Annotated in this window: 21 protein-coding genes; 12 read left to right on the top strand and 9 right to left on the bottom strand. The window is 66.7% G+C overall.

What is annotated here, in order from left to right; genetic code table 11:
- Positions 1-562: 562 nt before the first annotated feature.
- On the top strand, positions 563-1,054 hold the full coding sequence (locus tag AB4Z37_RS12485) for an AAA family ATPase (protein ID WP_441517041.1): 492 nt from the start codon (positions 563-565) through the stop codon (positions 1,052-1,054).
- 240 nt (positions 1,055-1,294) lie between these two features.
- On the opposite strand, the gene AB4Z37_RS12480 is transcribed toward AB4Z37_RS12485, so the two are convergent.
- The 3 genes from AB4Z37_RS12480 to AB4Z37_RS12470 are packed head-to-tail and all read right to left on the bottom strand — an operon-like array spanning position 1,295 to position 4,213.
- On the bottom strand, positions 1,295-2,185 hold the full coding sequence (locus AB4Z37_RS12480; protein ID WP_441517040.1) for an aldo/keto reductase: 891 nt from the start codon (positions 2,183-2,185) through the stop codon (positions 1,295-1,297).
- A 1-nt stretch (position 2,186) separates the two neighbouring features.
- Positions 2,187-3,476, bottom strand: a complete 1,290-nt coding sequence (locus AB4Z37_RS12475) for an NTP/NDP exchange transporter (protein ID WP_441517039.1) — start codon at positions 3,474-3,476, stop codon at positions 2,187-2,189.
- On the bottom strand, positions 3,473-4,213 hold the full coding sequence (locus tag AB4Z37_RS12470) for an NADPH-dependent F420 reductase (protein WP_441517038.1): 741 nt from the start codon (positions 4,211-4,213) through the stop codon (positions 3,473-3,475). The genes AB4Z37_RS12475 and AB4Z37_RS12470 overlap by 4 nt, the downstream gene beginning before the upstream one ends.
- A gap of 325 nt (positions 4,214-4,538) precedes the next feature.
- Between AB4Z37_RS12470 and pqqA the strand changes: the two genes are divergently transcribed.
- From pqqA to AB4Z37_RS12440, 6 genes are all read left to right on the top strand, one after another.
- On the top strand, positions 4,539-4,619 hold the full coding sequence (gene pqqA, locus AB4Z37_RS12465) for a pyrroloquinoline quinone precursor peptide PqqA (protein ID WP_211969533.1): 81 nt from the start codon (positions 4,539-4,541) through the stop codon (positions 4,617-4,619).
- A gap of 204 nt (positions 4,620-4,823) precedes the next feature.
- On the top strand, positions 4,824-5,750 hold the full coding sequence (gene pqqB / locus AB4Z37_RS12460; RefSeq protein WP_441517037.1) for a pyrroloquinoline quinone biosynthesis protein PqqB: 927 nt from the start codon (positions 4,824-4,826) through the stop codon (positions 5,748-5,750).
- The gene (gene pqqC / locus AB4Z37_RS12455; RefSeq protein WP_441517036.1) at positions 5,747-6,511 is read left to right on the top strand and encodes a pyrroloquinoline-quinone synthase PqqC; all 765 of its coding nucleotides are present in this window, start codon (positions 5,747-5,749) and stop codon (positions 6,509-6,511) included. Before pqqB ends, pqqC begins: the two co-directional genes overlap by 4 nt.
- Entirely contained in the window at positions 6,511-6,822 is a 312-nt protein-coding gene (pqqD, locus tag AB4Z37_RS12450; protein WP_441517035.1) for a pyrroloquinoline quinone biosynthesis peptide chaperone PqqD, read from the top strand. The genes pqqC and pqqD overlap by 1 nt, the downstream gene beginning before the upstream one ends.
- Positions 6,819-8,030: a pyrroloquinoline quinone biosynthesis protein PqqE gene (gene pqqE / locus AB4Z37_RS12445; RefSeq protein WP_441517034.1), complete on the top strand. Its 1,212-nt coding sequence runs from the start codon at positions 6,819-6,821 to the stop codon at positions 8,028-8,030. The genes pqqD and pqqE overlap by 4 nt, the downstream gene beginning before the upstream one ends.
- A complete protein-coding gene (locus tag AB4Z37_RS12440) occupies positions 8,027-8,176 on the top strand; it encodes a hypothetical protein (protein ID WP_441517033.1) in 150 nt (49 codons plus the stop codon). The genes pqqE and AB4Z37_RS12440 overlap by 4 nt, the downstream gene beginning before the upstream one ends.
- Positions 8,177-8,215: 39 nt before the next feature.
- On the opposite strand, the gene AB4Z37_RS12435 is transcribed toward AB4Z37_RS12440, so the two are convergent.
- The gene (locus tag AB4Z37_RS12435) at positions 8,216-9,043 is read right to left on the bottom strand and encodes an aldo/keto reductase (protein ID WP_441517032.1); all 828 of its coding nucleotides are present in this window, start codon (positions 9,041-9,043) and stop codon (positions 8,216-8,218) included.
- 178 nt (positions 9,044-9,221) lie between these two features.
- Between AB4Z37_RS12435 and AB4Z37_RS12430 the strand changes: the two genes are divergently transcribed.
- Positions 9,222-10,121, top strand: a complete 900-nt coding sequence (locus AB4Z37_RS12430; protein ID WP_441517031.1) for a LysR family transcriptional regulator — start codon at positions 9,222-9,224, stop codon at positions 10,119-10,121.
- 165 nt (positions 10,122-10,286) lie between these two features.
- Here the strand turns inward: AB4Z37_RS12430 and AB4Z37_RS12425 are convergent, their stop codons facing one another.
- From AB4Z37_RS12425 to AB4Z37_RS12405, 5 genes are all read right to left on the bottom strand, one after another.
- Positions 10,287-11,078, bottom strand: a complete 792-nt coding sequence (locus tag AB4Z37_RS12425; protein ID WP_441517030.1) for an enoyl-CoA hydratase — start codon at positions 11,076-11,078, stop codon at positions 10,287-10,289.
- Between the two features lie 54 nt (positions 11,079-11,132).
- On the bottom strand, positions 11,133-12,326 hold the full coding sequence (locus AB4Z37_RS12420) for a CaiB/BaiF CoA transferase family protein (RefSeq protein WP_441517029.1): 1,194 nt from the start codon (positions 12,324-12,326) through the stop codon (positions 11,133-11,135).
- A gap of 47 nt (positions 12,327-12,373) precedes the next feature.
- Positions 12,374-12,805: a GlcG/HbpS family heme-binding protein gene (locus AB4Z37_RS12415; RefSeq protein WP_441517028.1), complete on the bottom strand. Its 432-nt coding sequence runs from the start codon at positions 12,803-12,805 to the stop codon at positions 12,374-12,376.
- Positions 12,806-12,861: 56 nt separating this feature from the next.
- Positions 12,862-15,843: an FAD-binding and (Fe-S)-binding domain-containing protein gene (locus AB4Z37_RS12410; RefSeq protein ID WP_441517027.1), complete on the bottom strand. Its 2,982-nt coding sequence runs from the start codon at positions 15,841-15,843 to the stop codon at positions 12,862-12,864.
- A gap of 66 nt (positions 15,844-15,909) precedes the next feature.
- Positions 15,910-16,650, bottom strand: coding sequence for a GntR family transcriptional regulator (locus AB4Z37_RS12405; protein WP_441517026.1), 741 nt, complete (start codon positions 16,648-16,650; stop codon positions 15,910-15,912).
- 189 nt (positions 16,651-16,839) lie between these two features.
- On the opposite strand from AB4Z37_RS12405, the gene AB4Z37_RS12400 reads away from it, so the two are divergent.
- The 4 genes from AB4Z37_RS12400 (at position 16,840) to AB4Z37_RS12385 (ending at position 21,616) form a co-directional block, all read left to right on the top strand.
- On the top strand, positions 16,840-18,027 hold the full coding sequence (locus tag AB4Z37_RS12400) for a pyridoxal-phosphate-dependent aminotransferase family protein (RefSeq protein ID WP_441517025.1): 1,188 nt from the start codon (positions 16,840-16,842) through the stop codon (positions 18,025-18,027).
- Positions 18,028-18,153: 126 nt separating this feature from the next.
- Complete coding sequence (locus tag AB4Z37_RS12395; RefSeq protein ID WP_441517024.1) at positions 18,154-19,143, top strand: tripartite tricarboxylate transporter substrate binding protein; 990 nt, start codon at positions 18,154-18,156, stop codon at positions 19,141-19,143.
- Between the two features lie 236 nt (positions 19,144-19,379).
- The gene (locus AB4Z37_RS12390) at positions 19,380-19,922 is read left to right on the top strand and encodes a tripartite tricarboxylate transporter TctB family protein (protein ID WP_441517023.1); all 543 of its coding nucleotides are present in this window, start codon (positions 19,380-19,382) and stop codon (positions 19,920-19,922) included.
- A gap of 176 nt (positions 19,923-20,098) precedes the next feature.
- Entirely contained in the window at positions 20,099-21,616 is a 1,518-nt protein-coding gene (locus tag AB4Z37_RS12385) for a tripartite tricarboxylate transporter permease (protein ID WP_441517022.1), read from the top strand.
- Positions 21,617-21,796: the final 180 nt, after the last annotated feature.

Below are 21,796 nucleotides of genomic sequence, written 5' to 3'. Positions count from 1 at the left end.
GCCGGACAAACTCCCGTCGTTGCTCCATCACCGACACCTTGCGCCATGGCATGGACCGACTCCCTAACAGCCTGTCCATGTATTGTGATGTGTCGGCTATGTCTCCGAACACCCGTCGGTGATGTCCCCGGACTGAACATCAAGCCCGGCAATGACGCTGTGGATGTGCTGTGCTCGGTCGCCCGGGTGTCGCAGCGCTCACGCGGGTGACGTTCCAAGGATTGTTTCACGTCTCGCCGTATCCCATCCCCTCATGGTGAGGAGGCGCGTCAGCGCCGTCTCGAACCATGAGGCCCGTGCGTTACGGGCCTCGGCCTCATCCTTCGGGACGCCCGCTACGCGGGCTCCTCAGGACGAGGAGAGAGGGAGGATCGCTGCGCGACGTTCGCTGCGACTGGACGCCGGCATCGCCATCTGGCACATTCTCCCCCATGACCTTCGTCGTTCGCCACGCAGGGACCGCGCTCCGCGGTCGAATTAACCACCCGGCCTGATCCGTCGGGCCGGGTCCGTTCGCCCCTGTGTGTTCACGGCGCCGCGTGCGCCTCATAAGGTCTGTTCCATGTTTCCCCATGATGCGGTGCTGCACCTGCTGTGCGGCAAGATCGCTGCCGGCAAATCGACGCTGGCTGTCGAACTGGGGGCTCAGCCCCGTACGGTGACTGTCGCCGAAGACGACTGGCTGTCCGGCCTCTATCCCGGCGAGATTGGCACCGTCGCTGACTATGGCCGCTGTTCGGCGCGGCTGCGCGGCGTGATGGCGCCGCATCTCGCGGCGTTGCTGCGAGCGGGGCTGTCAGTGGTGCTCGACTTCCCGGCGAATACGCCGGCGAACCGCGCATGGATGCGCAGGATCGTCGAAGAGGCCGGTGTCACGCATCAACTGCACTATCTCGATGTGCCAGACGAGGTCTGTCGGGCGCGGCTGCATGCCCGGAATGCGCGAGGCGACCATGCTTACACCGTGACCGATGCGGAGTTCGACATCATCACCAGCCATTTCGTGGCGCCGTCGCATGATGAGGGCTTCACTATCATGATCCACCGCCCGTAGCGGTCCGTTGCTCGGATGCGCGCAGCGATATCCGGGATATGCAGTGCCCGGTCACCGGCGACAGGCCGACGACGTGCCAACGACATCGTCTTCGCCGTGCTGTATCCCATCCCCTCATGGTGAGGACGCGCGTCAGCGCCGTCTCGAACCATGAGGCCCGTGTGTTACAGGCCTCGGCCTCATCCTTCGGGACGCCCGCTACGCGGGCTCCTCAGGATGAGGAGAAGGGTCTTGCTCGCGCTACAGCCCGTCCACGAACGCGGCCATCTGCTTGCGTTGTGCCACATCCGGCAGCGGGCCGCGCATCGCGCCGGCATTGTCGGTCATGTGGGCGGCGTCGCCGGTGCCGGGGATGACCGCGGTGACGCGCGGATCGCCGAGCAGGTATTTCAGGAAGAACTGCGCCCAGCTTGCCGCGAACGGTTTCGCCCAGTCGGGCAGTTCCTTGCCATGGACGGCGCGGAACAGGCGGCCGCGGCCGAACGGCAGCGCGGTGAGCACGCCGGCGCCGACCTCGGCGGCGATCGGCAGCACCCGGCTTTCGGCCTCGCGATTGTCGATGGAGTAGTCGACCTGCACGAACTCCGGCTTCTCGCGCCTGAGCACAGCTTCGATCGCCGGCAGGTCGCCGCGGAAGGTCGAGGTGATGCCGATGTGGCGGCACAGCCCCTGCGCCTTCCACTCCCGAAACCGCGCCAGCGACTGCTGCGGGTCATGAACGTTGTGAAGCTGCAGCAGGTCGAGCTGGCTGATCTTGAGGCGGCTCAGCGAGCGTGTCAGCTCGTCCGTGTCCGGCGCCTCCACCTTGCTGGCGATGAACAGCTTGTCGCGGAGTTTGCCGGCGGCGATCACCTCTCCGAACACGGTTTCGGCGAGACCGTATGTCGAGGCCGTATCGATCAGGCGGCCGCCGGCGGCGATCAGCGCGTGCGTCACCGCATCGGCCTTCTGTCGTGTCGCCTCGTCGTTGCTGTTGAACAGCACGGCGGTGCCGAGGCCGACGGCCGGCAGCGATGCGCCGCCGCCGGGCAGCGGCCGGGTGATCAGCACGGAATCCTCGGCGCGGGCGGAGGCGGCGATCGGCAGTGCGGCGGTGGCGGCCAGGAAGTCGCGACGGGTGAAGCCGGGCATGTCAGCCTCCTTCGGGGACGGCGATGGGGATGTCGGCCAGCTTCTCCTGGGTGCGGCCGAGCGCCAGCGACAGCCACAGCCAGACGACCGCCACCGGCAGCGCGCATAGCGCGATGGCGCCGAGCTTGAGCCCGAGCCCCTGCAGCAGGTCATAGACCCAGCCGTAGAGGGCGTCGGAGCCGCGATAGACCACGACATCGATCAGGTTCTTGGCCTTGTACTTCTCGGCACGCCCGACCACGGTGAAGAACACCTGCCGTGCCGGATTGGCGACGGCGAAGTTCATCCAGCGCTGCACCACCTGGAGGGTGATCACCGCCGTGAGGCCAGGCGTCACCGCAAGCATGGCGAACCCGATGACATAGACTGCCGGCAGCGCCGCGGCGGCGACACCGGTGCCGAAGCGCCTGAGCACCGTGCCGGTGGCGAACACTTGTGTCGCGAGGCTGAGCAGGCCGACTGCGAGATCGATGGTCGCGAACAGCTGGGTCTGGGCATTGCGGTCGTGGATCGTGGCGGCGACGATATTAGCTTGGGCGAAGTAGGCGATGGTGGCGCCGAACGACAGCAGGCTGACCCAGGCGCCGACCCCGAGCAGATAGGGCGAGCGGATCAGTTCGGGCAGCGCGGCAAACGCACTGCCGCCGATGCGCTCGGGGGCGGTCGCGTGCGTCTCCGACCGCATGGTTGCAACGCGCTCCAGCCGCCAGACGCAGAACACCGCGATTTCCAGGAAGAGCGCCGCAGCGAGCAGCAGGTTGACCGCGCCGAGGGGCTTGGACAGCGCGATGGTGATCACCGGGCCGAGCAGGGCGCCCGCTGTGCCGCCGGCGCCGATGAAGCCGAACAGCCGCTTGCCTTGTTCGGCGGTGAACAGGTCGGCCATGAACGACCAGAACACGGCGACGGCAAACAGGTTGAAGACGCTGACCCAGACGAAGAACACCCGCGCCACGATGACCTCGGCGATGCCGAGCACCAGCAGCACCCAGAAGATCACGAGGTTGGCGACGAAGACGTGGTAGACGATCGGAATGAAGCGGCGACGCGGCAGTTTCGCGACCAGCCAGCCATAGAGCGGCTGCGCCGCCAGCAGGGTGACGAAGGTCGCGGTGAACAGCCACGGCAGGTTGCGCACCCCGCCGGCGATGCCCATCTGGTCGCGCAGCGGCCGCAGCACATAGTAGCCCGCGAGCAGGGCGAAGAAGTAAGCGAATGACCACAGCGCCGCAGCGCGCTCCTGCGGCGTGGCGGGAAGCGCGCGCCGCAGCCAGTCGTTCACTGGCCTCATGGCGAGAGCGACAGTTTCTGCCGAAGCTCGGCGGCGCTGACGTTCTGGCCATAGCCGGGACTGCCGCGCTGGAAGCGGCGGGCGTCGGCGAGCTTGCCGACCACGACGGGATCGAAGCCGGCGTCGCGCACGAGGCCAGCGGTGGTCTCGACCGCCGCGGCATCGTCGCCGGCGATCGGGATCGCGAGTTTTGGGTCTGCGCGGTGCGCAGCCCTTGCGAAGACAGTGTAGGACAGGGTGTTGAAGGCGCGCACCACCCGCGCCTCAGGAAAATATTTCTGCGAGGTTGCGCCGATGCCGTCGCGCTCGACTTCCTCGGTAATCGCGCCATCGCGGCTGGCCACGGCGTTGTCGGCGTCGATCAGCACCTTGCCGGCGAGCGCCTTGCCGAAGTCGCGGCCGATCTGCGGCACCGCGCCGTAAGGCACCGCGATGAAGGCGACGTCGCCGAATGCCACGGCCTGCTCGACCGAGCCGGCCTGCGCGAGGGGGCCGAGGCCGCCGACCAGGTCCTTCAGTTCTTCGGGATGGCGGGAGGAGAACAGCACCGGGTGGCCAGCCTTGACCCACAGGCCGCCGATGGTGCCGCCGATATGTCCGGATCCGATGACGCCGATCTTGAGCGGCGCCGTTTGTGCGGCGGCGGCGAATGGCCGCAGCGCAGCGACTGTCGCGAGCATAGCGCCGGCCGCAAGCAACATGCGCCGGCAGGGATCGGGCGGGAGATTTGCGGACATCGGCAATCGGCCTGAAGACATGAGACGACGCGGCAACGATGATGGCGCAACACTGCCATACAATGGCGGCGTGCGCTCGAGGCTCGCACAGAAGTGATGCCGGTGCCGGGATGTTTCGCGGTGACGGGTGCCGTTCGCTGCGTCGCAACGGCAGTTGTCGCAGGGCGAAGGAATTGCATTCTGCTGCGTTGCAGCAAGGTAAAAACGGGTGTGGCCGGCGGATCGCAACCAACTTCCGGACCGGACGTTTCCGTTATAAGGTGGAGTTGCGGCAAATCAGCCGCTTCTTCCGGAAGACCTTCATCGCAAGACGCTGGAGACCTCAATGGCCTGGAAAAAACCAACAATCGTCGAAGTGCCCGTCGGCCTGGAAATCAACATGTACGCGTGCGCCGTGCGGAAGTAAGCGCTTCGCAGGCAATTGCTTCCCTTCATTCGGGATCTTCTGGAGAGGTGGACGTAGGTTCGCGCGGGCGTCGACCGTCAGTTTGGCGGCGGCGTGATGCGGGGCTTGCGACACCTCTTTCGGTTTTGTGGGCCGTATCTTGATCCGGTAATTCCGTGAGGCGGGCGGCCCGGCTTGTTTTCCCTGTGAGTGCCGGATCGCTTCATGCTTCGTGTCATCGTTCTCGGTGCGGCGGCCGGCGGCGGGGTGCCGCAGTGGAATTGCGGTTGCGACGTGTGCCGCGCGGCGCGCGCCGACCAGACGCTGCAGGGCAGCCAGACGTCGATCGCCGTCAGCGCCGATGATACCAACTGGTTCCTGGTCAACGCGGCGCCTGACCTGCGTCAGCAGCTCACCGCGACGCCGCGGCTCCATCCGCGCGCTGGCGCGTTGCGCCACACTCCGATCGCCGGCGTCATCCTGACCAATGGCGAAGTCGATGCGGTCGCCGGACTGCTGTCTCTGCGCGAGGGCGCGCCGTTCACCCTCTATGCCCATGAGCGCGTGCTGGCGATCCTGCGCGCCAACAGCATCTTCAATGTGCTGAACGCCGCGCGGGTGCCGCGCGTGCCGATCGCGCTGGATGTTCCTTTCGAGCCGGCTCTGCCTGATGGCACGCCGTCGGGTCTCGAGATCCTGCCCTTTGCCGTCGCGGGCAAGGAGGCGTGGTATCTCGAAGGGCAGGCGCATCCGGCAGGCGGCGAGGGGGGCGGCGACACCATCGGCCTGCGCATTGCCGACCGCCGCAGCGGCACCGCGCTGTTTCTCGTTGCAGCATGCGCCCGCATTACGCCCGAGCTCAAGCAGCGCCTTGCCGGCGCGGTGCTGGTGTTCTTTGATGGCACGCTGTGGCGTGACGACGAGATGATCGCGCAGGGACTGAGCACGAAGACGGGGGCGAACATGGGTCATGTTGCCATGTCGGGCGCCGAGGGCGCGATCACCGGCCTTGCCGACATTGCCATCGGCCGGCGCGTCTTCCTGCATGTCAACAATTCGAACCCGGCGCTGCTGCCGTCGTCGCCCGAGCGGGTGGCGGCGCTGCAGGAGGGCTGGGAATTCGCCCATGATGGAATGGAGATCGTGCTGTGAGCATCGCCACTGCATCCGCGCTGAAGCCCGGCATCTCGCTGCGCTCGGCCGACGAGCTCGAGGAGCGGCTGCACGAGATCGGCGCGACGCGCTATCACAGCCTGCATCCGTTCCACGGCCTGCTGCATGGCGGCAAGCTCAACAAGGGCCAGGTGCAGGCCTGGGCGCTCAACCGCTACTATTACCAGAGCAGCATTCCCATCAAGGACGCGGTGGTGATCTCGCGCTTTCGCGACCGCGACATCCGTGTCGAGTGGCGCCACCGCCTGCAGGACCATGACGGCGATATCGGCAGCGAGGGTGGCATCGAGCGCTGGCTCAAGCTGACCGACGGGCTCGGCCTCGACACAGCTTATGTCGAATCCGGGCAGGGCATCCTGCCGGCGACGCGCTTCGCGGTCGATGCCTATGTGCATTTCGTGCGCGACCGCACGCCACTTGAGGCGATCGCGTCGTCGCTGACCGAGCTGTTCGCGCCCAACCTGCACGAGGAGCGCATCTCCGGCATGCTGTCGCATTACGACTTCGTCAATCCGGAGATCATGAGCTATTTCCGCCGCCGCCTCGAGCAGGCGCCGCGCGATGCCAATTTCGCGCTCGACTATGTCAAGACCAACGCCACCACGGAGGTCGAGCGCGCGGCGGTGTGCAATGCGCTGATCTTCAAGACCAACGTGCTGTGGGCCCAGCTCGACGCGCTCTACCACGCTTATGTCAACGGCCACGTTCCGCCGGGCGCGTTCGTGCCGGAGGCGAACTGATGGCCCCGCGGCAGCGCATGACGGTGAGCGAGGACAGCCGGCCGGTGCTGCCGCGCCATACGCGCCTGAAGTTCGACGAGACCCGCCAGCGCTGGGTGATCCTGGCGCCGGAGCGGGTGCTCGCCCCCGACGATATCGCAGTCGAGATCCTGCAGCTCTGCGACAGGGAGCGTACAGTGGCCGAGATCGTCGACCTGCTGGCGACCAAATACGCCGCGGATCGCGCCGAGATCGCCGCCGACGTCATCGCCATGCTGGCCGATCTCGCAGAGAAGGGCTTTCTGGTCGAGGCGAGGAGCGCGCCGTCATGACCGATGCGGTCGACACCCCGGGCCGTGCCCCGCTCACCGATCCTGCCGACGCGCTCGCCATCATGGAGGCGGGGGCGTCGCCGGCGCAGGCGTTTGGCATCCCGCTCGCGGTGCTGGCCGAGCTGACCCATCGCTGCCCGCTGCAATGTCCGTACTGCTCCAATCCCGTGGCGCTCGACCGCGGCGGCAGCGAGCTGACCACCGCCGAGTGGATGAAGGTGTTCGACGAGCTCGCTGCCATCGGCGTGCTGCAGATCCATCTCTCCGGCGGTGAGCCGACGGCGCGCAAGGATCTCGTCGAGCTGGTCGCGCATGCGACCAGGGTCGGCCTTTATACCAATCTGATCACCTCCGCCGTGCTGCTGACCAGGGACAAGCTCGCGGCGCTGGTCGACGCGGGGCTCTGCCACATCCAGATCAGTTTCCAGGGCAGCGAGCACAGCGCAGCCGACCGTGTCGCCGGGCTGAAGAACGCCCATGCCCGCAAGCGCGAGGTCGCGGCGTGGGCGCGCGACCTCGACCTGCCGCTCACCGTCAACGCGGTGATGCACCGCCAGAATCTCGGCGATCTGCCTGACGTCATCGCCATGGCGGTGGAGCTCGGCGCCGACCGGCTCGAGGTCGCCAATGTGCAGTATTACGGCTGGGCGCTCAAGAACCGCGCCGCGCTGATGCCGACGCTGGCGCAGATCGAGACGGCGACCGCGGTTGTCGAGGCGGCGCAGGCGCGGCTCAAGGGCGTCCTCGCCATCGACTATGTGGTGCCGGACTACTACGCGCTACGCCCGAAGAAATGCATGGGCGGCTGGGGCCGGCAGTTCTTCAACATCTCGCCCGCCGGCAAGGTGCTGCCGTGTCATGCGGCGGAGTCCCTTGCCGGGCTCGACTTTCTGTCAGTGCGCAGCAACCATTCGATCGCCGGGATCTGGCAGAACTCGGAGGCGTTCAACCGCTATCGCGGCACGGCCTGGATGCCGGAGCCGTGCAGGAGTTGCGATTATCGCGAGGTCGATTTCGGCGGCTGTCGCTGCCAGGCCTTCGCGCTGACCGGCGATGCCGGCGCCACTGATCCGGCCTGCGCGCTGTCGCCGCGCCATGAGGAGATTTTCAAGCTTGCGACGACCGAATCCGCAGGCGGCACCGACCGCTTCATCTACCGCAATTTTTCCGGCGGCACACCGGAGCCGGAGGACGAGGCGAGCGGATGAGCGGCGGTGCGCTTGCCAGATCCAATGCGTCATTGCCGGGCCTGACCCGGCAATCTAGCTTGCTCTCTGAGTTACATGCGTATTTGAAGCTGGATCACCGGGTCACGACGCTTGGCGTCGGCCCGGTGATGACGCAGAAAACGTGAAGCGCGTCGCTCCTCGTAGCGTACCTCATTCCCCAACGATCACACCGCCGTATCCCACACCGGTGCGAAGGCTGGCCGGACGAAGCGCTGGTCCTTGGGCAGCGCCGCAATCACCCGGCGGTCGTGATCGTCGAGACTGATCTTCAGCGCGTCGAGGTTGGCCTGCTGGCTCTGCGGCCGCTGCGCCTTGGGGATTGCGGCGACGCCGTCCTGGTCGAGCAGCCATTTCAGCGCCACCTGGGCCGGCGTTGCGCCGTGCTTGTCGGCGATCGCCTGTAGTTCAGGATGCTCGGCGAGGCGGCCCTGCGCCAGCGGCGCGTAGGCGACCAGCGGGATCGACCTGGCCCGCAGATAGGCCAGCACAGGCGCCTGGTCGATCAGCACATGATACTCGATCTGGTTGCAGGCGATCGGCGCGCCGATGTCGTCGACGCTTTGGCGTAGCAGCGCCAGCGTGAAGTTGCAGACGCCGATGGCGCGGACACGGCCTTCGTCGCGCAGCCTCTGCAGCGTCTCGAAGATCGCCGGCAGGTTCATGTCCCGCGCCGGCCAGTGCACGAGGTAGAGGTCGACATGATCGAGCCGCAGCTTGTGCAGACTGGCATCGAGCGCACTGCGGATCGCGTCGGGCGTGAGGTGGTCATGCCACACCTTGGTGGTGACATGGAGATCGTCGCGCGGCACGCCGGATGTGGCGATGGCGGCGCCGACGGCGTCCTCGTTGCCATACATTTCCGCGGTGTCGATGTGGCGATAGCCGAGGGCGAGGCCGCTCTCGACCGCGGCGCGGCAGGCGTCGCCCTGGACGCGGAAGGTGCCGAGGCCGAGCCGCGGCAGGCGGATGCCCTGGGTGAGCAGATGGGTCATTCGGGAAGGCTCCGTGATTGGTCTTTCGCCGGATGAGGGGCATCCGGGCGACAGCAGGCACGATAGCCTGCCGCCGGAGAACGTTGGTCTTATGGCACCGGATGTACTTTGACTAAAGTGAGCTTATGTCACATCATTGATGATCAAATCGCATGAATTGGGGGCGAGGAATTCCGCGATGGCGTTCGACGGACGGTTGCTGAGCGGCGTCAGCGTGCTGACGGCGGTGGTGGAGGGCGGCAGCTTCGTGCAGGCTGCGGAAATCCTCGGCCTGTCCGCATCGGGGGTGAGCCGCGCGGTGGCGCGGCTCGAGGCGCGCATGGGCGTGCGGCTGCTCGACCGTACCACGCGCTCGATGCAGCTCTCCGACGAGGGGCGGCGCTTCTATGAGCAGGTCGGGCCGATGCTGGCCAACATCGAGGAGGCGGCGACGCTGGCCTCGGGCGCGGCCAGCGCGGTGCGCGGCCGGCTGCGCGTCGACATCGATCCGTTCTTCGCGCAGTTGCTGCTGACCGAGCGGATGGCGTCGTTCCTGGCGCGCTATCCGGAGCTGTCGCTGGAGCTCGTCACCCGCGAGCATGTCGGCGACCTGATAGCCGACGGCATTGATGTCGCCATACGGTTCGGCGAGCCATGGCGGTCGTCGGCGATCGCGCGCAAGCTGCTGGCGACACGGGTGCTGACGGTGGCCTCGCCCGGCTATCTGCGCCGATACGGCCGTCCGAAGCATCCGTCCGAATTGTCGCGGCACACCTGCATCCTGTTCCGCGATCCCGCCACCGGCCGTCCCTTCGCCTGGGAGTTTCACAAGGGGCGGAAGATCCTTCCGGTGACGACGCCGGTGCGCCTCGTGCTCAGCGATGTCGGCAGCATGCTCAGCGCCTGCGTCGCCGGCGTCGGTGTCGCGCAGGTGCTGGCGCTGTCGGCCCAACCGCTGCTCGACCGGCGCCAGTTGGTCGAGCTGTTTCCGGAGTGGCGCGACGAGACCTTCCCGCTCTACGCTCTCTATCCCTCGCGCCACCAGCCGGCGGCGAAGGTGCGGGCGTTCATCGATTTCGCGCTGGAGGCCGTGCGCTAGGGGCTCGGCGCTCGATCGCAGTTGATCTCCTCATGGTGAGGAGCGCGGCAAGGCCGCGCGTCTCGAACCATGAGGGCAATGAGTGTATGGGCCTCATCCTTCGAGACGCCCGCGGTGCGGGCTCCTCAGGATGAGGGATTTAGGTTGGCGTTGCCATAGATGGCTTCACCGCCCCTCGAATACCGGCTTGCGCTTCTCCAGGAACGCCTTGCGGCCTTCCTCGTAGTCGCGGCTGGCGAAGCAGGTGGCGACGGCCTCAGTGCACGCCTTCATGTCGCGCTGGCTCTCGTCCTTGAGCGCTTCGCCGACGATCAGCTTGATGGAATCGACGGTCAGCGGCGCGTTGGCCGAGATCGTCTCGGCATAGTCGCGGACATAGTCCTCGAGCTTGTCGGCGGCGACCACGCGGTTGACGAGGCCCATCTCGCGGGCTTCCGTCGCGTCGAACTGGCGCGCGGTGTAGAAAATTTCCTTGGTGAAGGAGGGGCCGACGATGTCCATCAGCCGCTTGACGCCAGGGTAGGCGTAGCCGAGGCCGAGCTTGGCCGCCGGCACCGCGAAGCGGGAGTTATCCGAGCAGATGCGCAGGTCGCAGCAGCTTGCGAGGCCCATGCCGCCGCCGATGCAGTAGCCCCTGATCATGGCGATGGTCGGCTTGGGAAACTCATGGACCGAGGCATAGCCGCGCTCGACGGTGTCGTTGTAGACCTTGACCGCATCCTCGGAGGCGCGCTCGTCGCCGAACTTGGAGATATCGGCGCCGGACACGAACGCCTTGCCGCCGGCGCCGGTCAGCACCACCACGCGCACCTCCGGATCGGTCGCGAAGCGAGCCATGATGTCGGCGCACGCCCGCCACATCTCCAGCGACACGGCGTTGTGGCGCTCGGGATTGTTGAAGATGACGTAGCCGACGCCCTTCTCCTTGCGCGAGAGCATCTTGTCCGTTTGCGTCATGCGAGGTTCCTTGAATGCGTCGGTTGGCACGGCCGTTGGGATGGTCGCGCCTCTCTATACGATCTTGGCGGCCCTGAGGTCTGCAATCTCGGCGGGGCTGAAGCCGAATTCAGAGAGCACCGCGTCGGTGTGCTCGCCGACCTCGGGCGGGCGGGCGGCCATACGGCTCGGGGTGCGCGACAGCGTCACCGGCTGGCCGACCAGCCGGATCGGCCGAGCCTCCGGATTGGGCACGTCCTGGGCGATGCCGAGATGGCGCACCTGGGCGTCTTCGAACATCTGGTCGACCGTGTAGATCGGCCCGCACGGCACGCTGGCGGCGTTGAGGATCTCGACCCAGTCGGTGCTCGGACGGCCCCGTGTCTTCTCCTCGATGGCGGCATTGAGGGCGTCGCGGTTGGCCGAGCGGCCGGCGCTGGTCTTGAAGCGCTCATCGTCCAGCAGCTCCGGCGCGCCGATGGCCTGCGCCAGGCGCTCCCACATGTTGAGGCCGGTGGCGGCGATGTTGATGTAGCCGTCGGACGTCCTGAACGCGCCGGTCGGGATTGAGGTCGGGTGGTTGTTGCCGGCCTGCTTCGGCACCTCCTGGTGCATCAGCCAGCGCGCCGCCTGGAAATCGAGCATGAAGATCTGCGCCTGCAGCAGCGAGGTCTGTACCCACTGTCCCTGGCCCGACTGCTCGCGCTCCAGCAGCGCGGTGAGGATGCCCATGGCGCAGAACAGCCCGGCGGTGAGGTCGGCGACGGGGATGCCGACTCGCATCGGGCCTTCGCCTGGCGCGCCGGTGATCGACATCAGCCCGCCCATGCCTTGCGCGATCTGATCGAAGCCCGGGCGCTTGTGATAGGGGCCGTCCTGGCCGAAGCCGGAGATGCTGGCATAGACGATGCGCGGGTTGATCTTGCACAGCGTCTCGTAGTCGATGCCAAGCTTGGCCTTGACGTCTGGCCGGTAGTTCTCGACGACGACGTCGGCCTTCGCCGCGAGCCGCAGGAAAGCGTCGCGGCCTTTCGGGGCCTTGAGGTCGAGCGTCATCGCCCGCTTGTTGCGATGCAGGTTCTGGAAATCAGCGCCATGGCGCGGGCCGCCGGGCTGCTCGGCGTCGGCGACATCCGTCGGCGCCTCGATCTTGATGACATTGGCGCCCCAGTCCGCGAGCTGCCGCACCGCCGTCGGGCCGGAGCGGATGCGGGTGAGGTCGAGCACGGTGAAGCGCGACAGGGCCTGCGAGGCGCGGGGAAAACTCATGCTCGGCTCTCCGGCAAAACGGGGACGATGGCAGCGCGGCGGCGCGATCAGCCGGTGACGGCGGTGAGCCCGGCGGCGGCGATGCCGGCCACCGCGCAGGCCTCGTCGTTATCCGAGGTGTCGCCGCTGATGCCGACCGCGCCGACGAGGGCGCCGCTCGCATCCTTGATCAGCACGCCGCCGGGCACCGGCACGATGGCGCCACGGGCCAGCGTGTTGACAGCGTCGACGAAGTAGGGCTGCTCGTTGGCGCGCTTGAAGATGGCGCGCGAGCCGATGCCGAGCGCCAGTGCGCCATAGGCCTTGCCGTGAGCGATGTCGTTGCGCATCAGGCTCGTGCCGTCCTGGGCGACCGCGGCCTTGATGCAGCCGCGGGCGTCGAGCACGGCGACGGCGAGCGGGTTGAGCTTCTTCTCGGCTGCGGTCGACAGCGCGGTGTTGAGGATGGTCAGGGCAGTCTCGAGCTTGAGCTCGGTCATCGGTAACCTCGTTACGGTCGTGGGAAGGGGGATTTTGCAGAACTGGGAATGGGGTTTCAATGGGGTGGAGACATGGCGCCCCTGTCGAGGCTGCGGGCCAGCACGCGCGCGACGTGCAGGGCCTCGCGGTCCGTACCATCCTTGATCTGGTGGCGGCAGGAGGTGCCGTCGGCGACCAGCACGGTGTCGGGTGCGGCCTTGCGCACCGCCGGCAGCAGCGCTGCTTCCGCCATCTCGATCGAAGCGTCGTAGGTTTCCGTGCCGTAGCCGAACGCGCCGGCCATGCCGCAGCAGCTGGACTCGATGGTCTCGATGGCGAGATCGGGGATCAGCCGCAGCACCTGCTCGACCGGCTTGAGGGCGTCGAACGCCTTCTGGTGGCAGTGGCCATGGACCACGGCCTTGCTTTCGATCGCGCCCAGCGGCAGCTGCAGGCGGCCGGCCTTGGCCTCGCGGGCGAGATACTCCTCGAAGGTCAGGGCGTGGTCGGCGATGCGCCGGGCATCGTCGTCCCGCCGCAGCGACAGCAGTTCGTCACGCAGCGTCAGCAGACAGCTCGGCTCGAGGCCGACCACCGGCACGCCGCGCGCGACGAACGGGGCGAGCGTCGCCACCACGCGGTCGAGCTCAGCGCGGGCTTCATCGACGAGGCCCGCTGACAGGAAAGTGCGGCCGCAGCACAACGGCCGCGCGCCATCTCGCGGGTGCGGCAGGTGGACGCGGCGGCCGGCGGCGACCAGCACCTTCAGCGCGGCGTCGAGGTTCTCCCGCTCATAGATGCGGTTGAAGGTATCAGCGAACAACACCACCTCGGGGCCATCCGCGGGGCCGACCGCATCGGCGGGTGGCGCGAACACGTCGCTGCGCCAGCGGGGCAGGTCGCGCCGGGCGCTGAAGCCGATGAGGCGTTCACCGAGCCGGCGCAGCAGCGCGCTGTCGTTGCGCAGGTTGAGCAGCGGCGCGAGCCGTGCCGCCCATGGCGCATAGCGCGGCAGGTAGCCGATCAGGCGGTCGCGCAGCGACAATCCCTTGCTTTGCGCCCGCGCCGCCAGCACCTCGATCTTCATCTTCGCCATGTCGACGCCGGTCGGGCACTCGCGCCGGCACGCCTTGCAGGAGACGCACAGCTTCATCGTCTCCGCCATGGCGTCGGACGCCAGCGCATCGGGCCCGAGCTGGCCGGAGATCGCGAGCCGCAGCGTGTTGGCGCGGCCACGGGTGACGTCGCGCTCGTTGCGTGTCGCCCGATAGGACGGGCACATCACGCCGCCCTCGAGCTTGCGGCAGGCGCCGTTGTTGTTGCACATCTCGACGGCGCCCTGGAAGCCGCCGGCGGCGCCGGGATAGGCCGACCAGTCGAACGCCGTCTTGAAGTCGGCGACGCGATAGTCTGGCGGGTAGCGGAACAGGCTGCGGTCGTCCATCCGCGGCGCGTCGACGATCTTGCCGGGGTTGAGGGTGGCGCCGGGGTCGAAGCGGTGCTTGACCTCGCCGAACGCCTTGACCAGCCGCGTGCCGAACATCGTCTCATGAAATTCGGAGCGCACGATGCCGTCGCCATGCTCGCCGGAGTGCGAGCCCTTGAACTCGCGCACCATGGCGAACGCCTCCTCGGCGATCGCGCGCATGGCCTTGACGTCGGTGTCGAGCTTGAGATTGAGCACCGGGCGGACATGCAGGCAGCCTTCGGAGGCGTGCGCGTACATGGTCGGTCGTGTGCCGTGCCTGGCGAAGATGCCGTTGAGGCGGTCGGTGTATTCGGCGAGGTGCGGCAGCGGCACCGCGCAGTCCTCGACGAACGACACCGGCTTGCCGTCCTGCTTCATCGACATCATGACATTGAGCCCGGCGGCGCGGAAATCGGCGATGCTGGCCTGCAGCGCCGGCTCGATCACCTCGACCACGCCGCCCCAGCGCCGCTGCGGCGCGTTCCAGCTGAAGCCGAGATCGGCCATCAGCTCGGACAGTTGTTTCAGCCGCCGCAGGTTCTCGTCCTGGTCTTCTTCGGCAAACTCGACCACCAGCAGCGCATCGGGATCGCCGCGAACCGCCGCCTCGATGGTCGGGCGGAACATGGCGATGTCGCGCCCCAGCCCGATCATGGTGCGGTCGACCAGCTCGACCGCAATGGGCTTGAGCTTGACGAGATGCTGGGTGGCGTCCATCGCCTCATAGAAGCTGCCGAAATGGCAGACGCCGAGCACCTTGTTGCGGATCAGCGGCCACAGCTTGAGCTCGACCTTGGTGGTGAAGGCGAGGGTGCCCTCGGAGCCGACCAATAAGTGGGCCATGTTGTTGGGCGCGCCTGATGGCACGAGGGCGTCGAGGTTGTAGCCGCCGACGCGGCGCTGCACGCTGGGAAAACGCTCGGCGATCTCCGTGGCTTCGCGCGCGCCGAGCGCCAGCATGTCGCGGGTCAGCGCCACGCCCGGCTCGTCGGCGTTGCGCGTGGCGGCATCGCGCGCGACCGGCCCGAACGGCAGCACGGTGCCGTCGGCGAGCGCCGCCTCCAGCGACAGTGTGTTGTCGCGCATGGTGCCGTAGCGCAGCGAGCGGCCGCCGCAGGAGTTGTTGCCGGCCATGCCGCCGATGGTGGCGCGCGATGCCGTGGAGACGTCGACTGGAAACCACAGGCCATGGCGCTTGAGCTGGCGGTTGAGGTCGTCGAGCACGATGCCGGGCTCGACCACGCAGCGGCGGTTGTCGACGTCGAGCGTCAGGATGCGGTTGAGGTGTTTGGAGACGTCGACCACGACGCCGGTGTTGATGGTCTGGCCGCATTGCGAGGTGCCGCCGCCGCGCGGCGTCACAGTCAGCCCTTCCTCGCGCGCGATGGCGAGCGTGCGCAGCGCGTCGTCGGTGGTGTGGGGCACCACCACCGCGGCCGGCATGATCTGGTAGAACGATGCGTCGGTGGCGTAGCGGCCGCGGTTGAAGGCGTCGCTGAACACCTCGCCCTGGACCTCGCGCCGAAGGCGCCGCGCCAGGGGCGGGGCGTCGGGGCTGTCTGCGTGGGCGGTTTCCTGCTGCATGGCCATTACAAACCTCGAATTCGCCCTGAAATCCGCATGCAGTTGCGTTGCATTGTGAGATCTATTTTGCATTCAAAAATCGTCAGCTTCCGCCGACAGTGTATTTTCGTTTGCTGTATCAGCGGGTTGCTGGTCGGCGAGGTGCTCGCAGACGGCGTCGCATTTGCGCCGCATGTGCTCGAACATCAGGAGGCTGAGCTCGTCGCCGGCGCGGCGGCGCAGGGCGTCGACGATGCCCTCGTGCTCGCGCATGGCGTCGCCGAGGCGGTCGCGGTGCACGAGGTTTGCCGAGTAGCGCAGCCGCCGCACGATTGCATTCAGATTGGCGTAGTTGGCGCTGAGGATCGGGTTGCCTGCCGCATCCACGATCGCCTGGTGGATCTTCTGGTTGAGGCGGAAATAGTCGGCAAGCTCGCGGCGCAGGTAATGGCCGTACATCTCCATGTGCATGCGCTCGATCGCGGCGATGCCGTCGTCGGAAATGCGCTCGCAGGCGAGGCGGCCGGCGACGAAATCGAGGCCCGAGATCATCTCGAACAGGCTGCGAATGTCGGCTTCTGTGAACTGGCGCACCCGCGCGCCGCGGTTCGGCAGCAGTTCGATCAGGCCCTCGGCGGCCAGCACTTTCAAGGCTTCGCGCAGCGGGGTGCGCGAGATGCTGAAGCGCTCGCACAGGTCGCGTTCGGGAATGCGAGCGCCGGGCGCGAGATGACCTTCGACGATGAAGTCCCGGAGCTGGCTGAGAAGATCTGCATGCAGGGAGGCGGGCGGATTTTCGACCAGCTTCAGGCCGACGGCGGACAGGCTGCTCACGTCTCTCTCCCTTGTGCGCGGCCTCGCATCTCCCGGTGGAAAGGGCGCGGCGCGACGAATAAAACGCACCTTAGCCGACAATCGGCTTGTCATGAAGCTAAAAATGGATACGATTGATTTTCAGTTTCGAGACTGATATTAGAATTTTGAATTCAAAATAATCCAAGGAAAATATCCAGGGAGCGATCGATGTCCACCAATGCCCCCGTCCACACCGGGCGCCACTTCCTGCAGATCCCCGGGCCGACCAACGTGCCCGACCGGGTGCTGCGGGCGATGGACATGCCGACCATCGATCATCGCGGTCCCGAATTCGCCCAGCTCGGCCGCGAGGTGCTGGAGGGCTGCAAGACGGTGTTCCGCACTGAAAAGCCCGTCATCATCTATCCATCGTCCGGCACGGGCGCGTGGGAGGCGGCGATCGTCAACACGCTGTCGCCCGGCGACAAGGTGCTGATGGCCGAGACCGGCCATTTCGCCACGCTGTGGTGCGCGCTGGCGCGGCGTTTTCGGATCGAGGTCGAATTCCTGCCCGGCGACTGGCGCCATGGCGCGAGCCCGGAGGCGATCGAGGCGCGCCTGCGCGAGGACCGTGGCCATGCCATCAAGGCGGTGATGGTGGTGCACAACGAGACCTCGACCGGCGTCACCAGCCGCATCGCCGAGATCCGCAAGGCCATCGACCGTGCCGCGCATCCCGCGCTGTTCATGGTCGACACCATCTCGTCGCTGGGCTCGATCTCCTATGAACACGACGCCTGGGGCGTCGACGTTACCGTGTCGTGCTCGCAGAAAGGGCTGATGCTGCCGCCGGGGCTCGGTTTCAACGCCGTCTCCGACAAGGCGCTGGCGGCGGCCAAGAGCAACACCATGCCGCGCTCGTACTGGGACTGGAACGAGATCATCGCCAGCAATGTCAGCGGCGGCTGGCCTTATACGCCGGCGACCAACCTGCTGTACGGCCTGAAAGAGGCGATCACCATGCTGCAGGAGGAGGGGCTCGACAACGTGTTCGCCCGTCACCTGCGCCATGCCGCCGCCGCACGCGCCGCGGTGCGGGCCTGGGGGCTCGAGATCCTCTGCCTCAACGAGGCGGAGCACTCGCCGATCCTCACCGCGGTGGTGATGCCGCAGGGGCATGATGCCGATCATTTCCGCCAGGTTACGCTCGACCACTTCGACATGTCGCTCGGCGCCGGCCTCTCCAAAGTGAAGGGCAAGGTGTTCCGCATCGGCCACCTCGGCCATTTCAACGACCTGATGCTGATGGGCACGCTCGCCGGCGTCGAGATGGGGCTGGCGCGCGCCCGTGTGCCGCATAACCCCGGTGGCGTCACCGCGGCGATGGCTTCGCTGCTCGGCAGTGCGGCGGACTGACGCGTCGCGCCCATCTTCCTGATCGATCGACAATGGAGTGGACTGACGTCCGGCGACGACAACTGACCTGACAATCTTGCCGACCAAGACCGGACAACCGGCTGACAAGACAATGGGAGAGAAACGATGCAAGCTTTCGTGAAGGCGATCGCCGCGGGCGCGATCCTCATCGCCGGCCTGCCGGCGGCGCGCGCCTGGGAGCCGACCAAGCCGGTCGAGATTGTGGTGGCGGCGGGCGCCGGCGGCGCCTCGGATCAGATGGCGCGGATGATGCAGGCCGCGATCCAGAAGAACAACCTGATGAAGCAGCCGACCGTGGTGTCGCTCAAGGGCGGCGCGTCGGGTGCGGAAGCGCTGATCTACATGAAATCGAGCGACGGCGATGCCAACAAGCTGTTGATCGCCTATTCGCTGATCTACATGCTGCCGCTGTCGGCAAAAATTCCGTTCAACTGGCGCGAGCTGACCCCGGTGTCGGTCATCGCGCTCGACCAGTTCGTGCTGTGGTCGAGCGCGTCAAAGCCCTACAAGTCGGTCAAGGATTTCGTCGAGGCGGCGAAGGCCGCGCCCGCGCCGTTCAAGATGGGGGGCACCGGCTCCAAGCGCGAGGATCATGTGCTGACCGCCTTCATCGAGAAGCAGACCGGGGCGAAATTCGCCTATCTGCCCTACAAGTCCGGCGGTGAGGCGGCGACGCAGCTCGTCGGCAACCACACCGAGTCCAACGTCAACAACCCGTCGGAAAATCTCGAGGTGTGGCGCGCCGGACAAGTGCGGGCTCTCTGCGTGTTCGACAAGGAGCGTATCTCCTACAGGGCCAAGGTCGCTGGCGACCTGTCGTGGAACGACGTGCCGACCTGCAAGGAGGAGGGTCTCGACGTGCAGTACCTGATGCTGCGTGCGATCTTCCTGCCCGGCAAGGTCACCTCCGAGCAGAAGGATTTCTATGTCGAGCTGTTCGAGAAGGTGACGCAGACGGCTGAATACAAGGATTACATGGAGAAGCAGGCGCTCAAGCCGATCTTCCTCACTGGCAGGGACATGGTGCGCTTCCTCGAGGACGACGATGCCCTCAACAAGAAGCTGATGACCGAGGCCGGCTTCGTCGCCAACTGATGCAGGGGTAAAGCTTATGACATCTCGTCATTCATTGAGCTAGGCCAGCGCCAACCTCAACCCTCATCCTGAGGAGCCCGCGCAGCGGGCGTCTCGAAGGATGAGGCCGCAGATTGAAGCGCACCGACCTGATGGTTCGAGACGCGCGGTTCTGCCGCGTTCCGCACCATGAGGAGATCGACCGCCGCCCGCGGGCCGGACGGCTTTCCTGATCACGCGAGAGGAGGGCAGCAGCCATGTCGCAGTCCGACACCGAAATCGTCGTCGAAGACCCCGATGCGCCGTCGGACGACTCGCCGGCGATCGCCAGCAAGCGCAGCGTCGAGATCGTCACCATGGCCTGCCTGATGGCGCTGGCGCTGGTGATGGCGTTCGACAACTGGCGCACCGGCATCGCCTGGTCCGCCGACGGGCCGCAGGCCGGCTACTTTCCATTCTACCTGTCGTTGATCCTGCTCGGCGCCGGCGCCTTCGGCCTCGCCGCCGCGCTGCGGGACCGCGCCGCCGCCCACACGACCTTCGTCACCCGCGATCAGTTCCGCCGGGTGTTGCAGGTGTTCGCGCCGACCTTCGCGTTCTGCCTGCTGACCCAGTGGCTCGGCCTCTATGTTGCGAGCTTCCTGCTGATCGCCGGCTTCATGCGCGTGATCGGCAGGATTGCGTGGTGGGTGTCGGTCGTCACCGGCCTTGCGTTCTCGCTGATCATGCTCGTCACCTTCCAGATCGCATTCGACGTGATCATGCCGAAGGGGCCGCTCGAAGCGCTGCTGGGGTATTAGCGTGATCAAGACGAGCAACTGCTTCAATACCGTCACCCTGAGGTGGCCACGCGCAGCGGGGCCCTCGAAGAGCGACGGCCTCTGCACCGGCCGTCCATCCTTCGAGGCTCGCTTCGCTCGCACCTCAGGATGACGGGTCTCAGGCCTCAATTTGAATTCCGCTCTGGGAGCGCATCATGGAAGCTCTGTCGCTGCTGGTTCACGGCTTTGCCGTTCTCCTGACCTGGAAGATCCTCGCCTTGATGCTGCTCGGCCTCGTGCTCGGCATCTTCGTCGGCGTGCTGCCGGGGCTGGGCGGCCCCAACGGGGTGGCGATCCTGTTGCCGCTGACGTTCTCGATGGACCCGACCTCGGCCATCGTAATGCTGTCGAGCATCTACTGGGGCGCGCTGTTCGGCGGCGCCATCACCTCGATCCTGTTCAACATCCCCGGTGAAGCGTGGTCGGTGGCGACCACTTTCGACGGCTATCCGATGGCGCAGCAGGGCCGCGCGGCGGAGGCGCTGACGGCGGCTTTCACCTCGTCGTTCATCGGCTCGCTGGTCGCGGTGATGCTGATCACGTTTCTCGCGCCCAGCATCGCCTCGTTCGCGCTGCGGTTCGGGCCGCCGGAATTCTTCGCGGTCTATCTGCTGAACTTCTGCTCGTTTGTCGGGCTCGGCCGCGAGGACAAGCACAAGACCGTGATCTCCATGGCGCTCGGCCTCTTGATCTCCGGCATCGGCATGGACACCGTGTCCGGTACGCTGCGCATGACCTTCGGCTCCAGCGATCTGCTGCGTGGCATCAACTTCCTGGTGGCGGTGATCGGCCTGTTCGGCATCAGCGAGATCCTGCTGACCATGGAAGAGCGCCTGGCGCTGCGCGGCCATGCCGCGGCGATCAGCCCGCGTGTCGTGCTCCGGGTGTGGCGTGACCTGCCGAAATACTCGGCGACATTGCTGCGCTCGTCCGCCATCGGCTGCTGGCTCGGCATCACCCCGGGTGGGGCGATTGCCGCATCCTTCATGGGCTACAACCTCGCCAAGCGCTTCTCCAAGGACAAGGACAGCTTTGGCAAGGGCCGCATCGAGGGCGTGTTCGCACCTGAAACCGCCGCGCATGCGTCCGGCACCGCGGCGCTGCTGCCGATGCTGGCGCTCGGCATTCCCGGCTCCGGCACCGCGGCGATCCTGCTTGGCGGCCTGATGGTGTGGGGCCTCAACCCCGGGCCGCTGCTGTTCGTCGAGCAAAAGGATTTTGTGTGGGGCCTGATCGCCTCGATGTATCTCGGCAACATCGTCGGCCTCGTGCTGGTGCTGAGCACCGTGCCGATCTTCGCCGCCATCCTGCGGGTGCCGTTCGCCGCCGTCGCGCCGATGATCGTGGTGTCCTGCGCCATCGGCGCCTATGCCATCCAGAACGCGATGTTCGACATCTGGCTGATGCTCGGCTTCGGCGTCGTCGGCTACGTCTTCAAGAAGATCGGCATTCCCTTGGCGCCGCTGACGCTGGCCCTCGTGCTCGGCAGCCGCGCCGAGGATGCCTTCCGCCTGGCGATGATCGGATCAGGCGGGAATGTCGGCGTGTTCTGGTCGAACGGCCTCGTCGGCAGCATCACGACGCTCGCGATCCTCCTGCTGTTCTGGTCGCCGATCGAGAAGGCGGTGTCGCGCATCGGGCTGTTGCTGCGGCAGCAGCCGGAGCGGGCGTGAGGGGCTTCCCTCGGTTTGCCTTGAGGGCACTAACAGAGCGCAAGATGCTCGCTGGCGTCATCACCGGGCCGACGCCAACGGCTCCGCGCGAAGCGCGGCCCGATGACAGGCTCCGCGTCGAGACACCCAAGTCGGATGCCAAGCCGGATGTTTCCGACTTGGGTCATTGAAGAAACGCAA

The sequence above is a fragment of the Bradyrhizobium sp. 2TAF24 genome, from assembly GCF_052115025.1.
Classification (GTDB): domain Bacteria; phylum Pseudomonadota; class Alphaproteobacteria; order Rhizobiales; family Xanthobacteraceae; genus Bradyrhizobium_A.
Note: the sequence above shows the minus strand (reverse complement) of the source record. Positions and strands in the feature narration are given on the sequence as shown.